General features: G+C 35.5%; 15 protein-coding genes and 1 pseudogene. 10 read left to right on the forward strand and 6 right to left on the reverse strand.

Annotation, left to right across the window (positions count from 1 at the left end; genetic code table 11):
* The 3 genes from ACIR131C_RS23070 to ACIR131C_RS0116900 all read right to left on the reverse strand — a co-directional run.
* A partial coding sequence (locus ACIR131C_RS23070) for a site-specific DNA-methyltransferase (protein ID WP_196811792.1) occupies positions 1-1250 on the reverse strand: 1250 nt, incomplete at its 3' end.
* Between the two features lie 135 nt (positions 1251-1385).
* Positions 1386-3056, reverse strand: a complete 1671-nt coding sequence (locus ACIR131C_RS0116895) for an AIPR family protein (RefSeq protein ID WP_028091155.1) — start codon at positions 3054-3056, stop codon at positions 1386-1388.
* 73 nt (positions 3057-3129) lie between these two features.
* On the reverse strand, positions 3130-4047 hold the full coding sequence (locus ACIR131C_RS0116900) for an AEC family transporter (RefSeq protein WP_028091156.1): 918 nt from the start codon (positions 4045-4047) through the stop codon (positions 3130-3132).
* 90 nt (positions 4048-4137) lie between these two features.
* On the opposite strand from ACIR131C_RS0116900, the gene ACIR131C_RS0116905 reads away from it, so the two are divergent.
* Entirely contained in the window at positions 4138-4935 is a 798-nt protein-coding gene (locus tag ACIR131C_RS0116905; RefSeq protein WP_028091157.1) for a M15 family metallopeptidase, read from the forward strand.
* Positions 4935-5396: a GNAT family N-acetyltransferase gene (locus ACIR131C_RS0116910; protein ID WP_028091158.1), complete on the forward strand. Its 462-nt coding sequence runs from the start codon at positions 4935-4937 to the stop codon at positions 5394-5396. The genes ACIR131C_RS0116905 and ACIR131C_RS0116910 overlap by 1 nt, the downstream gene beginning before the upstream one ends.
* Before the next feature lie 144 nt (positions 5397-5540).
* Here the strand turns inward: ACIR131C_RS0116910 and ACIR131C_RS0116915 are convergent, their stop codons facing one another.
* Complete coding sequence (locus tag ACIR131C_RS0116915) at positions 5541-6617, reverse strand: PIN/TRAM domain-containing protein (protein ID WP_028091159.1); 1077 nt, start codon at positions 6615-6617, stop codon at positions 5541-5543.
* 255 nt (positions 6618-6872) lie between these two features.
* Between ACIR131C_RS0116915 and hemW the strand changes: the two genes are divergently transcribed.
* Positions 6873-8057, forward strand: a complete 1185-nt coding sequence (gene hemW / locus ACIR131C_RS0116920; protein ID WP_028091160.1) for a radical SAM family heme chaperone HemW — start codon at positions 6873-6875, stop codon at positions 8055-8057.
* Between the two features lie 120 nt (positions 8058-8177).
* On the opposite strand, the gene ACIR131C_RS0116925 is transcribed toward hemW, so the two are convergent.
* Positions 8178-8951 (reverse strand): MlaE family lipid ABC transporter permease subunit, encoded by a 774-nt coding sequence (locus ACIR131C_RS0116925; protein WP_028091161.1) that lies wholly within the window; start codon positions 8949-8951, stop codon positions 8178-8180.
* A gap of 69 nt (positions 8952-9020) precedes the next feature.
* Positions 9021-9764: a ribonuclease PH gene (gene rph, locus ACIR131C_RS0116930; protein ID WP_028091162.1), complete on the reverse strand. Its 744-nt coding sequence runs from the start codon at positions 9762-9764 to the stop codon at positions 9021-9023.
* 300 nt (positions 9765-10064) lie between these two features.
* Here rph and ACIR131C_RS0116935 point away from each other — a divergent pair, with 300 nt between their 5' ends.
* From ACIR131C_RS0116935 to ACIR131C_RS25705, 7 genes and pseudogenes are all read left to right on the forward strand, one after another.
* A complete protein-coding gene (locus ACIR131C_RS0116935; RefSeq protein ID WP_028091163.1) occupies positions 10065-10601 on the forward strand; it encodes a P-loop NTPase family protein in 537 nt (178 codons plus the stop codon).
* A 221-nt stretch (positions 10602-10822) separates the two neighbouring features.
* Positions 10823-11176, forward strand: a complete 354-nt coding sequence (locus ACIR131C_RS0116940) for a beta-ketoacyl synthase N-terminal-like domain-containing protein (RefSeq protein WP_028091164.1) — start codon at positions 10823-10825, stop codon at positions 11174-11176.
* A 107-nt stretch (positions 11177-11283) separates the two neighbouring features.
* Positions 11284-12591 (forward strand): ABC exporter membrane fusion protein, encoded by a 1308-nt coding sequence (locus ACIR131C_RS0116945; protein ID WP_028091165.1) that lies wholly within the window; start codon positions 11284-11286, stop codon positions 12589-12591.
* A gap of 41 nt (positions 12592-12632) precedes the next feature.
* Complete coding sequence (gene devC / locus ACIR131C_RS0116950; protein WP_028091166.1) at positions 12633-13802, forward strand: ABC transporter permease DevC; 1170 nt, start codon at positions 12633-12635, stop codon at positions 13800-13802.
* Between the two features lie 30 nt (positions 13803-13832).
* Positions 13833-14540, forward strand: a complete 708-nt coding sequence (locus ACIR131C_RS23075; protein WP_035372318.1) for a DevA family ABC transporter ATP-binding protein — start codon at positions 13833-13835, stop codon at positions 14538-14540.
* A gap of 235 nt (positions 14541-14775) precedes the next feature.
* A pseudogene (locus ACIR131C_RS27360) lies at positions 14776-15111 on the forward strand (dCTP deaminase domain-containing protein); the annotation flags it as partial.
* 3 nt (positions 15112-15114) lie between these two features.
* Positions 15115-16428 carry an LAGLIDADG family homing endonuclease gene (locus ACIR131C_RS25705; RefSeq protein ID WP_417033473.1) on the forward strand — a complete coding sequence of 438 codons (1314 nt, stop codon included), beginning with the start codon at positions 15115-15117 and terminating at the stop codon, positions 16426-16428.
* Positions 16429-16495: the final 67 nt, after the last annotated feature.

Genomic DNA, 16495 nt, shown 5'->3' on the forward strand with positions numbered 1-16495 from the left:
TTATATTCTTTATTAATCACCCAGTTACCCCATTTATCTTTTTCTAATAATGATGGTGCAAGGCGATAATAACGAAATCCGCCGCCACCTTTCCAGTTAACAGTTTGGGTAATACCTCCTTTATCTTCACCATCAATTACTTTTTTGAGTCGGGGAATAATATGGGTATGACAATGTTCGCCTAGTTCTATCATTATCCAGCGTCTTCCCATTTTTTGTGCAACTGCGCCTGTTGTTCCTGAACCTGCGAAGGAATCTAATACTAAATCACCTGGATTTGTGGCAATTTCCAAAATTCTTTTGAGTAACCGTTCGGGTTTTGGAGTTGAAAATGCACTGTTAGGAAAAAGTGATTTCTGTTCTTTTCGTGATTCATCATTATGACCGACTTCATCATGAGGCCACCATGAAATAGGAACTACGCCTTGTTGAACTTCATTTAAATATCGTTTAAGTTGTGGTGCGCCTTTACCATCTTTTCCCCAAAAAACTCTATTATTCTCAATCATTACTTGCATTTTATCTTTACTTGTACACCATGATCTTCCTTTAGGTGGCCAATAACTTATACCCGTTATAGGATTAATAATTTCATAATCATAATTAGCAGAATAAGTTTTTACGCTTAGATTATCGGTTCTCCATAAACCACGACCATCATTATCATCATATTTATAAAGTGAGTTTTGTTTATCTGTTCTTGGCAATAAATTACGGTAGTAACTACTTGTTTTACTGAAAACTAAAATATGATCATGAGAATCAGGGATACCTTTAGAATCACTAGCTGATGTATATTTTTTTTGCCACACAATATTTCTAACAAAATTTGCACGCCCAAAAATCTCATCACACATGACTTTTAAATAATGTGCTTCATTGTCATCAATGGTAATCCAAATAGAACCATCTTCAGATAATAAATTATGCAGAATTTCTAGACGATCTCGCATTAAACCAAGCCAGATAGAATGCTCAACTCCATCATCATAATGTTCAAAAGCTGAACCTGTATTATAGGGAGGATCAATAAAAATACATTTAACCTTTCCTGTAAATTCCTGTTCTAAAGCCTTGAGGGCTAACAAGTTATCCCCAAAAATTAAGCGATTATCAAAAATATCATTTTCACTGACTCGATGTGTAGCATGATAAGATTTTTCAGTGTCTTCTAATAAAATTCGCGGTTCTAACTTGGGGCGAATTTCTTTACCTATCCATGTTAATTCTAGTCTCTGTTTTTTAGTCATAATTAGGGTTTGCTTTTATCGGAAAATCAAATTTTAAAGGTTAATTTAATATTAAAAATATTATAAACCATTATTTGATGTTTGTCATTAACTGGCTGATAATTAAATTAATGCTTGTATACTGATAATTTGAGTTTAAGAATTATTTTGTGCTAATTCTTGCATTACTTTAGTCATTAATTGTTGAACATCCGTTAAACTCCTAAAAATAGCAAGATAGCCTTTTTCATCACTAGCAAACTGAGATTCAGCAAGAGTATAAATTAACTCAGCAAGTTCTATACCAACATTGGAAAACTCAGTCATATCATCTTGAGATAAATTAACCTCCGGTTTATTGATTAAAGATTTATAGCGTCTTGATAAAATATTCAATATAAATAATCTACCATGTTGATAGAAATTTTTACGTCGAGTTTCTGTTTCTGCTTTGCGAGAATCTTCAAAAATCTGATCAAGATATTGAAATATACGCACATAACGACAAAGTGTAATTCCTGAAAGTTCATTACTAAAAAGTGTAGAATAATGATCCTTATACAAAAGATTCAAGTTTTTCTTAGCTGCAACAATTATTTCAGCATTACCACTAAAACAAGCAAGTGCTATTGCAGCTTGTTCAATGGTAATAGCATCTTGATTATCTGCTGATGGACGATATTGATAAACAATATTTGATACCATACATTCTTGCCGCAACCGTTCCTGATTGGGATCTAATGCTGCAAAATAAATATCACGGACTGTATTTTGTGTATTTCTCGCTTTGGTAATTTCTATCCCTATAGTATCTGATTGTGTGCCTACTTCAATGATGGTAACTAATAATTTTGCATTGGGAGATATTGCACGATTGTCATTAAATACAGATGCAATAGATCCCACTGTTTGCGCTCCATTGACTATCGAAAACCCCTCTAAAGTAAATTGAGTTGAGTCCTGATTGTGTCCAGATGGTAAACTAACTTTTGCACAAGTAATAGTTAATCCATTATTGAGATAAAAAAGTTCTAATGGTTGTTCTTTAACAGTTTGAGCAATTGCTTCATTAACATCTTGTGTACCCAGATAATAACGGATATTTCTCTCGAATAATAATTTATTATGCTGTTTATATAAATCTGCTAGTTCAGCAGCATTAACTAATCCATAAAAAGCTCTACGTTTATGTTCTAAACAATGCCATTTTTCTAATGTTAATTTAACTTCAATAGGTGCATTTTCTTGTTTTGCTGTCAACCAGCGATAAATATTTTCAAAATTCAAATCTCGCCATTCAAAACGCGAATCAAATTGATTGAGTTCATCTTTTAATTGATTGAGATCATTAACTACATGAGTTCCCAAACTATCATCTAAATATATATTACAACCAACTATTTTGACTCCATTTCTGTCTAAAGCATCTTCAACATCATGCTGCAAGCGTGAAAAACTGGAATTAAATTTTTGAAACCGTTTATGGACAAGATCCCTAATTCCATCACAGAATTTCTTATTATCACCCATATTTGGGGCTTTCCCCGCTTTAGCCTGTACTAACCAAAGCCGATTATTAACCCGATCAAAATAAACTGCATCAATACCATTATCATCTCCTCCATTGATAATCGAGTGAGCAGCTTGAGAAGGAGTAAGATCAGCAAGATTAGCGATCGCAAATGCAGCCAAAGAACGACTTAAACGATTTTTATCATGTTGTTCTGGTGTCCAATTTCTCTCAAGTTGAGGGATCATGGGAAAATAATCCTGTTTTAGCACTTCAATAATTTGGGTTTTTTGGGCTTTAGTATTCGGCTTTGACATTTTTAGACATTGAGTGATTAGAATTGTTTTTAATATATCATCCCAGAATTAGGTACAGGTAGGATACTTATTTTCAAAACAGCCATAACCAAAGAGGGAGAGTAAATAACAAGACTATAATCCCCATTGCTAAAGCGGTGACAGCCAAATCACGATCTAAATCAAAGGTTTCTGCTATTACCAGTGTAGCTAAGGCTGGAGGCATGGCCATTTGCAAAACTATCACCTGCGCTGCTTTACCAGTGACACCAAAAAGAGAGAGGGTACTACCTAAAATCAGGGGAACTAGTACCATTTTAATGAAGATACTACTCCCCGCTTGTGGTAATTTAGTCCAAGATTTTAATTGTGAAAGTCTCATACCAATTAACATTAAGGATAAAGCTACTGTACTCCAAGCCAATTTTTCTAACAAAAATACTACTGACTCAGGAAGCGCGACTTGACGCAACAGTAAACCAAATCCAAAACTCCACAGCGCGGGGTTAATAAAAATTACCTTTGCTACTTGGATGCGATTTTGGATATTATTGCCGAATTTAGCGGCTAAAACCACACCTAAACCATAAGCACCAAAGAGTGACCCTAACATATCATAAAATAAAGCCCAGGCAAAATATTCTTTACCTACCATTGCTAAAGTTATGGGAAAACCCAGATAACCTGTATTACCTACCATTGCTGCTAGAATCAGACTACCTTGAGTTGCTCTTTGGGGGACTGAGTTGGTGAAATGACCTTTTACTTTGATTCTTAACCAAGCTAATAATGCCCCCAAAAAGATTGCCAAATGAGCTATTATCGGTGCAATCCAAATTTGTCCTGATAAGTCTGTTTGCAGTAAAAAACCAATAATACCAATAGGTACTCCCACCCAATAGAGAAACTGACCTATGTAAATGGAAGCACTACCGGGTAATTTACGTCCTAGTATAAATCCTATCAGGATTAATCCTACTAATCGGAGATATAGTTCTAAAATATCTATCAAAATTACACCTAAAATAATTAAGAATTAAAAATGCAAAAAACTCGTGCCTTTGACCTTCTTTAACCATTAAACACAAATAGGAGCAAAAACTTGAATAAAGCTGGGTTTCCCAAAAAACCACACAATTCCTCTCCTCACTCTGATGATGATATTCCCATAGCTATTCGTGATAATTCTGATGCTGTAAGTAGTATAAAATTAAAGCCACAAGTTTTAATCATCAGTGGATTTGCTGGATTTTTGCTGCTGGCTGTCTCTAGTGGTTTTTTATTTTCTCTGACAACACCTCAGCAAACTCCCAATTCCGAGCCGGAAGCGATTAGCTCTACATCGGTAGCTAATAATACTCCCGCTAGTGATGATACAGTTCTGGGACATTTCCCATATTCAGAAGCACCAGAGTCAGAATTAGCCCCAATTACGGCTGACAATAGGATCAGAATGCGAAAATCTGCTGCTGTCAAATTTCAAGCCATGGTACAAGCGGCCAGGAGTGCGGGTGTAATTTTAGTGCCAATTTCTGGCTTTCGTTCCGTAGAAGAGCAAAAGCAGTTATTTTTTGATATTGGCGCACAACGTAACCAAACTCCAGCAGAAAGAGCGTCTCTAAGCGCACCTCCTAATCATAGTGAACATCATACAGGCTATGCTGTAGATATTGGCGATGGTGCAGTACCAGCCACTAATTTACAAGCTAATTTTGAAAATACTAAAGCTTATCAGTGGTTACAAGACAATGCTGCCAGATTTAGTTTTGAAATTTCCTTTCCTCAAGATAATCTTCAAGGTGTCAGTTATGAACCTTGGCATTGGCGTTTTGTGGGTGATAGTGATAGTTTAGAAACATTTTATAAAGCCAAAAATATTAAACCTATAAAAACACCATAATGATAGTCAGAGAATATCAGATATTTGACACTGAAGCCATTATGAAACTGTTTTATGACACAGTTCATCAAATCAATATTTTTGATTACACTCAAGAACAAGTAAATGCTTGGACTGGCGAAACTATGGATTATGAATTTTGGCATGAAAGGTTAAAATCCAAGCTGCCTTTTATTGCAGAAAAGCATGGTGAAATAGTTGGTTTTGCAGAATTAGAAGCAAATGGGCATATTGATTGTTTTTATTGTCATAGCCAATACCAAAGGCAAGGTATAGGTTCAAAACTCTTGACTCATATAGAAAATATGGCAAAATCTAGAAAAATTAATCGGCTATATGCAGAAGTAAGTATTACCGCAAAACCATTTTTTCAATACTGGGGATTTACTGTAGTCAAAGAACAAGAAGTAGAACGTCGAGGAATAAAATTTAAAAATTATGTAATGGAAAAATATTTATAATTTCTAGTTTTACATTAGTTCAGATTTCATGTATTTATTTCTTCCTTTGCCTCTTTGCGCGAAATAAAATTAAATGTAGTTTATCGGTGCAGTTTTCCCACACCGATTTGCATAGCTTAACTCTAATTTTCCGTGGTTTATCTGTTACGCTAAGGCAGAAGCTTGGGGTTTGGCAAAAATCATTCTCCCAGCGGAAGTTTGTAAAGCGCTGGTAACTACTACCCGTAATTCACCACCCACATAAGGACTACCTTCTTCCACTACTACCATTGTGCCATCATCTAAATAACCAATTCCTTGACTTGGTTCTTTACCTTCTTTGAGAATTTTCAAATCAAGATTATCACCAGGTAAATAAGTTGGTCTGACGGCATTTACTAAATCATTAACATTCAAAACCGGGACTTTTTGCACACTAGCAACCTTTGATAAGTTATAATCATTAGTGAGTAATGTGCCATTAATTTCCTGAGCAAAACGGATTAATTTCGCATCAACATTAGGAGTGTCTTCATAATCTACAGTGTTAATTACAATACGCTCCGGGTAAGTTTCTCGAATGCGGTTGAGAATTTCTAGTCCTCTTCTGCCCCTGACCCGTTTTTGGTCTTTAGTAGCATCAGCTACTTGCTGTAATTCCTGTAAAACAAATTGGGGAACAAGAATTAACCCCTCTAAAAATCCGGTTTCTAGTAGTGTTTCAATGCGGCCATCTATAATGCAGCTAGTATCTAAAACTTTGGTATTAGCAGGTTTAAGAGTTCCTTCTACTACCATACTTTCTACCGTATTGGGGTTAATTAATCTTAACAAACCCCGTCCATGGGTATCGGCCAAGTTCATGCCTGTAACAGAGAGGATAATACTGCCAACAACAGCTACAAGGGGTTTAATAAAGCTAAAATCTGGAGGAATGGGTAGTAAAAATAGAGGTGCTAACATCAAGTTAGCTAATAGTAGTCCAATTATTAAGCCAATAGACCGGGTTAAAATCGCTTCTAGAGGCATTTCCCGGACTTGTGATTCTAAACGACGGTATGTAGTTTGGAAACTTAGCCCTACAGCACCGCCAATAATGGCAGCAAAGACGGCTATAACTAAGCGTAAGGCCTCTACATTCGTGACTCCATGGAGAGTACCTGGGGAGAGTAGATCAGTGCTGAAATAACCTATCCCTGACGCTGCTAAGATAAATGAGAGAATAATAAAGACATCCAGCATGGTGGTGTTGTGTTCCTACAACGGTATTTATTTGATAAAGTAAAGTATGTTTGCTTCTATCCTGTTGGGTAAATTCAGAAATATGAAATCATATTATCTGATCAGACCGAGAAAATATGCCAACATTATAACTAAAGAGTTTTAACTGCATATTATTTTTATTTTTAGGCAAAAAGGCCAAAATTTTGGCAACAAACTCCTCATTTTCATGATTTTTAATATTCAAATCATATTCACCTCACAATTTTTAAAAGAATGAGTCAACAAAATACTGATTGGGAAATTCCTCGTTCTGCTTATGTACATATTCCCTTTTGTCGGCGACGGTGTTATTATTGTGATTTTCCCGTATTCGTGGTAGGCGATCGCTCGCGGGGTGAAAATTCTGGGACAATTAGCGAATATGTGGAATTTTTATGTCAAGAAATCAGAATTGCGCCAGTTTATGGTCAACCTTTAGAAACAATTTTTTTTGGCGGTGGTACTCCTTCGCTGTTATCAACAGAACAGTTACAATGTATATTAACAACCTTAGAAAAGCGGTTTGGGATCACATCTAGGGTAGAGATATCTATGGAAATTGATCCAGGGACCTTTGATTTAGCACATATCGCTGGTTATTGCAGCTTAGGAGTAAATCGCGTAAGTTTGGGTGTACAAGCTTTCCAAGCAGAATTGTTGAAAACCGCAGGGCGATCGCATACACTGATGGATATTATTACAGCTATAGAGTTAATCCATAAAGTCGAGATTCCCGAATTTAGCTTAGACTTAATTTCCGGCTTACCACACCAGAGTTTAGAATCATGGCAAGATTCCTTAACTCAAGCTATAGCAGCCGCACCAACCCACATTTCTGTCTATGATCTTACCATTGAACCGGGAACAGTCTTCAACCGTTATTATCGGCCGGGAGATCATCCCCTACCCACAGATGAAACCACAGTTAAAATGTATCATCTAGGGCATAAAATGTTAACACAGGCTGGTTACGAACATTACGAAATTTCCAATTATGCCCAACCAGGACACCAATGTAGACATAATCGAGTCTACTGGGAAAATCGTCCTTATTATGGTTTTGGTATGGGCGCTGCCAGCTATACTCAAGGTAAACGCTTTACTCGTCCCCGCAAAACCCAGGAATATTACCAATGGTTAAAAGCCGGTGCTGTCATGGATTGTCCAGTCACTTCTGCAAATGATATTTTATTAGAAACTTTAATGCTAGGACTACGGTTAGCGGAAGGAGTTAGTTTAAATTCCCTAGTCGCAAAATTTGGTAATCATCAAGTTGAGAAAATTCAAAGCTGTTTGCAACCATACTTTGATAGAGGTTGGGTAAAAATTGTTAAAGATAGGTTACGCTTTAGCGATACCGATGGTTTTATATTTTCTAACGTCATGTTGGCGAAATTGTTTGAAAAATTAGGAGAATAAGTCGAAGAGTATAAGTAGGTAAACGGGAAAAACCCGACATAAGTAACGAAAAGTAAAGTTGCCCAAAACCTGTAACCTGTAACCTGTAACCTGTAACCTGTTCCCTATTCCCTGTTCCCTTTAAAATACAGGCTGCTCAAACAATAGTAACGCCAATATAAAATCCATCATAAAAATTGCCACCCAGGTAGTAACAACAGCGGTAGTTGCTGACTCTCCCACTTCCTTTGCTCCCCCTTGAGTTGTCAGTCCCCAACTACAGCCATTAACAGCAACTATAGCCCCAAAAATTAACCCTTTAAGTAAAATAATAAAAATATCTGAGGGTACTAAAAACTCTCTCACTGATTCTAAAAATGTTTCGGGAACAACTTGATAAAACTGCATGGCCGCAAAAGTACCGCCCATAATACCTACAATTAAGGAAAAAATCATCATGATAGGCATCATTAAACAGCAAGCAATAACTCTAGGTAAAACTAAATAGTCAATAGGGTCTGTTCTGAGTATATATAAAGCGTCAATTTGTTCTGTTACTCGCATTGCTCCCAATTCCGCCGCAAAAGCTGAACCAACTTGTCCAGCGATAATACTAGCAGTTAAAATTGGCGCTAATTCCCGACAAAATGCTACAGCAAATGCACCGCCAACAGTATTTACAGCCCCAAATCTCACTAATTCCCTAGCAGTTTGAATAGTGAAAATCATCCCCGCAAAACCACTGACTAATAAAACTGGGTAAATTGCACCCGGTCCTGCTTTTACTGTATGTTCTAATATCTTGCGATAATAAGTTTTTCCGCACAGAAAATGTAATGAAATTTGACCTAACAACAGAAATGCTGACAAACACCGAATTAGCCAAGATTGCTCTGAATTTCTTTTTGGTTGCAAGTTTACGGCCACTAATTGAAACTAATTGAATTTTTTAACTGGGGAATTATGACAATTTAATTTTCTATTTTAATTTTCTATGAATAAGGTATTCCAATCACTAATTGCATTTCTTTGAGCAATTAATAATTGCTGAATTCCTTGTTCAGAAAAATCTAAAATTTGATTCAATTGTTGACGACTAAAACTTCCCTCCTCCGCTGTTCCCTGAACTTCAATAATTTGCATTTTATGATTCATAACTACATTAAAATCCACTTCTGCTGACACATCCTCAATATAGTTTAGATCCAAATATGGTTCACCTTGTAATAAGCCTACAGAAATCGCCGCTATTTGTCTACATAAAGGCGATCGCTCTAACACCCCTTGCTGCAATAATTGAGATATAGCATGAGCTAAAGCCACAAAACCCCCTGTAATTGCCATTGTCCTCGTTCCCGCGTCGGCTTGTAATACGTCTGTGTCCACCATTAGCGTCCGTTCTCCTAAAACCTCAAAATCTAACGCAGCCCTTAAACTTCTGCCAATTAAACGCTGAATTTCCTGGGTTCTCCCTGATAATTTCATTAATTCCCGTTCCTGACGTTTTTGGGTAGCAGAAGGTAGCATTCTATACTCTGCCGTTAACCAACCTTGACCAGTTCCCGCCAAAAATTTAGGTACTCCTTCAGCTACACTCACGGTACAAAGAACTTGAGTATCACCACATTTAGCCAAAACCGAACCAGGGGCAAAGCGGGTGAAATTAGGATAAAAACTATGGGGACGGAGTTCGCTGGGTTTTCTGCCGTCAGGACGTTGCCAAGCCATTACAATTGCCTTTTGAATTTTTGCTTACTGCCTTATACATATTAACCGCATCAAGTCAGAATATTTTACTATGGGAATCCTAAATACTGCTGTAGGATGATTATGTGTTTTGCTATCAATTGACCCGTAAATTATTAAATTGGCTTCAATGGATTTAAGGATGAATCTTTCTCACTCCCAAACGCAAAGACGCAGAGGGTAAAAATTTGAGCAATGCAATTTTTGATTTTTATACGTCAATTTAGTAACACCATTTTAGTAACACCATTAAATTTATCACCAAGTTTTCAAGTTTGTCCTATGGTTGCCCAATTAGAAATTTCAGCCTCAAATTCTACTCTCAGTTTACCATATTCCGTAGCAGGATTAGTGCAAGTTTTTACTAGTTCTCAACGTAGCTTTTTTACAAGCGTCATGGCACAAGTGCTGAGAATTGCTGGACAAGGTACACCAGTACTAATAGTTCAGTTTCTTAAAGGTGGTATCCGTCAAGGGCATGAACGACCCATTACAATGGGACAAAACTTAGATTGGATTCGCTGTGATTTGCCTCGTTATATTGATAATTCCGATTTGGACGAAGGGGAAAAGCTTTCCCTAGAAAAACTGTGGCAATATACTCAACAGGTAGTTAATCAAGGTAAGTATTCTTTACTGGTATTAGATGAGTTGAGTTTAGCGGTTAATTTCGGTTTAATTCCTGAAAGTGAGGTTTTAGATTTTCTTTCTCACCGTCCTCCTCATCTTGATATTATTCTTACAGGTTCTCAAATGCCAAAGTCTCTTTTAGATGTAGCAGATCAGATTACAGAAGTTCGTCGCTCTCATCAACCTTAAGTATTTTTACAACAGTAATAATCTTTACCAACAAAAAGAAACTCTATTGACGACGATTTTATCGGGTTGTACCGATATTTCTCGCAAGAGAAAAAAATCAGAGATATTCCATGGGTAAAAGCCAAAAATTGTAAAATATTGTTACAGGATTCATCAATTCTACAATCAAGTTTGATAGAGTAATTGAGAATTAAGTACAAAAACACTCATGTCACAAAACCATGTCAGACATATATAATATTGCTGTCGTAGGAATGGGTTGCTGTTATCCTGGGGCTAAAACTTTATTAGAACTTTGGGAAAATATACTTACTCGCAAACAACAATTTCGTTCCAATCCAGATGTAAGATTACCTTTATCTGAATATTATGACCCAAATCCGCAAACACCGGATCACACTTATGGAAGTCGTATGGCTGTGATTGATGGTTTTGACTTTGATTGGCGCAAACATCGCATTCCTAAAAGTACCATAGATTCTACTGATATAGTGCTAATAAATCTCCTATTCCGGGGCTTTATTTTGCCTCAGCTTGGACTTATCCAGGACATGGGTTTGGAGGAACTATTATAAGTGGCTATTTATGTGCTAGACAAGTTCATAAATTTCTCAATATTAAAAATTAAAATACAACTTAAAGGTATATTAAGATAATAACACAATTAAAAACGTGAGAAAATATGAATTCACAACTATTCAATTCTTTCAAAAAGAGCGGTACAACTACCTTAATTATTGCTATAGTCAGTTCAGGATTTGTGATGGCGATCGCCTACTCTATAGTTAAAAAACAGTTACCTAATCAAACATCTTTACCAGTTTCTTTGCAAAATCAAAATCTTCCTCAAGCAATAGCAGCTTTAGGATATTTAGAACCCCAGGGAGAAGTTATTCAACTATCAGCCCCCGCTTTTATGGAAGGTGCAAGAGTTAAAAAACTTTTAGTTAAACGTGGACAACAAATAAATGCGGGACAAATCATTGCAATTCTTGATAATAGCGATCGCCTCACTGCAATTTTAGAAGAAGCTAAAACAAACGTTAAAGTTGCCAATGCACGTTTACAACAAGTAAAAGCTGGTGCAAAACAAGGCGAAATTACTGCTCAAAAATCCAAATTTCAAGCAACTCAAGCCGAATTACAAGGACAAATTACCACCCAAAAAGCCACCATTGCTAGTTTAAAATACGATTTAGAAGGGCAAAAAAATACTCAAAAAGCTGTCATTCAGAGAATTGAATCTGAATTAAAAAATGCCCAAACAGAATGTAGTCGCTATGAAAATTTATATACAGATGGTGCTGTTTCCACTTCTCAAAAAGATAACATTTGTCTGCAAAAAGAAATCAAAGAAAATCAACTAAAAGAAGCAAAATCAACTTTAAATCAAGTTATTACCACTAAACAAGAGCAAATTAATCAAGCCACGGCAAATCTTAATCGTACTATTAACACAGTTAGTCGTCAAATCAGTCAGGATCAAGCAACTTTAGCCGCAGTATCAGAAGTAAGACCTACAGATGTAATTTTAGCAAATACACAATTAGAAGCTGCACAAAAAGCCGTCAAAACTGCTCAAGCTAATTTAGATTTATCCTATGTTCGTTCCCCTCAAAATGGGCAAATTATTAAAATTCACACTTGGCCTGGTGAACTTATTAGCAATAAAGGCATTGTTGCGATTGGTAATACTCAGCAAATGTATGTCACAACTGAAATATATGAAACCGATATTAATAAAGTAAAATTAGGGCAAATTGCCACCATAAAAGGCGATGGTATTGTGGAAGAATTAACGGGAATTGTGGACGAAATTGGCTTAGAAATTAGTAGTAAAAATGTATTAGGTACAGATCCAGTAGCAGACGCAGACGCTAGAGTTGTAGAGGTAAAAATTAAGTTGAATCCCCAAGACAGTATCAAAGTTTCTCGGTTGACTAATTTACAAGTTAATGTCATTATTAATCCTGGAAAAACTGATAATTAATATCTTGTTTAATATCTCAATTATCACTCATAAAATCAATCATGTTTAACAAATTACCCACAGCTTGGTTACAACTAAGATATCAAAAAATTAGACTAATTGTCGCCCTTTCTGGCGTAATTTTTGCCGTAGTTATTGTTTTTATGCAGTTAGGTATTCGTGATGCTTTATTTGATAGTGCTGTTCATTTACATCAGGGATTAAATGGAGATTGTTTTTTAATTAGTCCTCGTAGTACCGCTTTAATTGCTATGGAAAGTTTTCCTGAACGTCGTTTAACTCAAACTTTAGCTTTTCCAGAAGTAGATTTTGTTACCCCAATTTATTTGGGTTTTGGTCAATGGAAAAATCCTCAAACCAGAAATAATTGGCGGAATATTTTTGTTATTGGTTTTGATATTAGACATCAAATTTTTGATTTACCAGGTGTTAATGAAAATATAGATAAATTAAAAATACCCGATCAAGTACTATTCGATCAAGGTTCAAGAAGTGAATTTGGTCCGGTTGTTGCTGAATTTCAAAAACAACAAAAGGTAATTACTGAAATAACAGCTAGTGGAAATAATCGGAAAATCAAAGTAGCTGGTTTATTTCAATTAGGTACATCTTTTGGTTCAGATGGTAATTTAATTACCAGTCATCTGAATTTTCAAAGGATTTTTTCTAATCGTAAAAAAGGTATCATAGAGGTTGGTTTTATTAAATTAAAAAGTAATGCAAATGTAGAAAATTTTGGCAAAAAAATTAAGCAGTATTTACCCAAAGATGTGAAAATTTTAAGTAAACAAGAATTTATTAACTTTGAAAAAAATTACTGGCAAACTAGCACAGCAATTGGCTTTATTTTTAACTTAGGAGTTGCATTAGGAATTATCGTAGGAATTGTCGTTGTTTATCAAATTCTTTATTCTAATGTTTCTGAACATTTACCCCAATATGCTACATTAAAAGCCATTGGTTATCGTAATAAATACCTCCTATCAATGGTATTACAACAAGCTGTTTTAATTGCTATTTTAGGCTATATTCCCGGCTTTCTCATTGCCATAATTCAATATCATTTTACAAAAGCAGCTACTCTTTTACCTATAATTATGACTTGGGAAAGAGGAATCTTTGTCTTCGTTGCCACCATGTTAATGTGTTTTATTTCTGGTGCAACCGCCGTTGCTAAACTAAAATCTGCCGATCCTGCTGATATTTTTTAAAAATTGTTTAATAGTTTAGGAGTTCTAATTATGAAAACCAGCATAAAAATTGAGAATTTAAACCATTTTTACGGACAAAAAGAGTTACAGAAACAGGTGTTATTTGACATTAATTTAGAAATAAAAGCGGGAGAGATTGTCATTTTGACAGGACCTTCTGGATCAGGAAAAACAACTTTACTTTCCTTAATTGGCGCTTTACGCTCAGTACAAAATGGTAGTTTACAAGAATTAAATCAAGAATTATATGGGGCAAGTGAAGAGCAATTAGTCCAAATACGTCGTCATATTGGTTATATTTTTCAGGCACATAATTTATTACCCTTTTTAACAGCAAGAGAAAATGTACAAATGTCCATAGAACTTCATGAAAATATTAGCAAAAAACAAGCGATCGCTAAATCAGAAGCTATATTAAAAGAAGTTGGTTTAGGTGAAAGAATAAACTATTATCCTGATAATTTATCTGGAGGACAAAAACAAAGAGTAGCGATCGCTCGTGCTTTAGTCAGTCATCCTAGCATAGTTTTAGCAGATGAACCTACAGCAGCATTAGATAAAAAAACAGGTAGAGATGTAGTTAATTTAATGCAAATTTTAGCCAAAGAGCAACATTGTACTATTTTACTTGTTACCCATGATGATCGAATTTTAGATATAGCTGATCGTGTTATTCACATGGAAGATGGAAGACTTAATACTGCTACAAATTTACTTATAACTAACTCCAAAAAATAAATCCCAGACTTGTTTACAAGTCAAATTTAAACCCACATTTAATAATTCTCTAGAAAATAGATAAAAGTTGAGCTATCATTTATTTGATGTTTTGATTTTTATCCCACATTCCGCACTTCATTATATACATAACATTTTGAACTGCAAAAAGGCAGTCAAAATATCCTAAAATTAACGTTAGTGCTTTCAATAAAAAAATCAACCCGTGATTAAAAACGACATCTGGATTACTAAAATGGCTGAAAAAGGCATGATTTCGCCCTTTGAGTCTAGTTTAATTCGTAAATTACAACCTGATCCATCTCAGATTCCCCAACCTGTAATTAGTTACGGACTTTCTTCCTATGGCTATGATATCCGTCTTTCTGCATCTGAATTTCGGATTTTTCGCCACATTCCTGGTACTGTCATTGACCCTAAAAATTTTAACCCCCAAAATCTAGAGTCCACTCAGTTACATACAAGTGAAAGTGGTAGCTATTTTATCTTACCTGCTCATTCTTACGGTTTGGGTGTAGCCTTAGAAAAGCTAGAAGTTCCAGCCAATATTACAGTAATTTGTATCGGCAAATGTTTGACAGGAGATACAAAAATTGTTGATGCAGCTACAGGAGCATATTTACCAATTAAGGAATTTGCAGGTGGACAAACAGCAAGTTATAGCGAAGAAAAAGGGATTATTAAAACTGATGCTACGGCTGTTATACCACAAGGAGTAAAGCCGATTTATCAAGTGACAACTAAAAAAGGTGCGGTTATTCAAGCTACTTCAAATCATCCTTTTTTGACAGAGACAGGATGGAAACCTTTAGAAGAATTAACTTCAGGAGTTAAAATAGCTACTCCTAAATCTATACCAATATTTGGTCATGGAGATTTAACTATTGATGAAGCAACATTACTAGGTTTAATGATTTCTGAAGGTCAATGTCATACTCCTGGTAGTAGTCCATGCTTTACATCTGAGGATGAAGTGCTAGTCAATACTTTAAAAAACTGTGTTAAAACAGTTCTTGATCAAGAAGTGACTTATAAAGGTAAAGATTTTGGTTATCGTTTAGTTAATCAAGCTGGTAGAGGTGGTGTAGTAACTCATAATAGAGCTAATCTATGGTTACAATCTTATGGTTTGAATGTAGGAGCATTAGGAAAATTTGTTCCTCAACGAGTATTTACAGCACCAAAAGTAGTAGTAGCAGCTTTTCTCCGTGCTTTATTTTCTGGTGATGGTAGTGTTTATTTAGTGGGAGAATCTACAAGAGCAAAACCAACTTTAGCGGTTGAATATTGCTCTATCAGTGAACGTCTGATTCGTGACGTTCATCATTTATTATTAAGATTTGGTATTCCCAGCCAAATTAGAGTTAGGAAGCCAGCAAATGGTCGTAATGCTTATGTTTTGGCTTTTCAATCATCCGAGGCGGTTTGGAAATTCTTTAATGAAATAGGCTTTTTACCTGATTCAATTAAACAAAGAAGATTTGAAGAAAAAATGTATTCTATTCTCTTAGCAACAAAGTCTAGACTACAAATTCATGATCATATACTTTGGGACGAAATTAAATCTATAGAATGTGCAGGAATGGAAGAAGTTTATGATATTTCTGTACCTGGTTTAGAAAATTTTCTTGCTAATGACATAATTGTGCATAATTCTACTTATGCTAGATGTGGTATAATAGCAAATTTAACACCTGCCGAAGCAGCATGGAGGGGTCATCTTACCTTAGAATTTTCCAATTCTTCCAGTGCTGACTGTCGTATTTATGCTAATGAAGGTGTAGTACAATTGCTATTTTTAGAAGGTGAACCCTGTGCTGTTAATTATGAAACTCGCCAGGGTAAATACCAGGATCAGTTAGAGATTGTGACAATAGCTAGAGTTTAGATTTGAAAAACAAATCATTTTCCTGTTCTCCCCCGAAAATAGATACAATGTAGATGCAGTTTATAAC

Origin of the sequence: Dolichospermum circinale AWQC131C (assembly GCF_000426905.1) — a bacterium.
GTDB lineage: Bacteria > Cyanobacteriota > Cyanobacteriia > Cyanobacteriales > Nostocaceae > Dolichospermum > Dolichospermum circinale.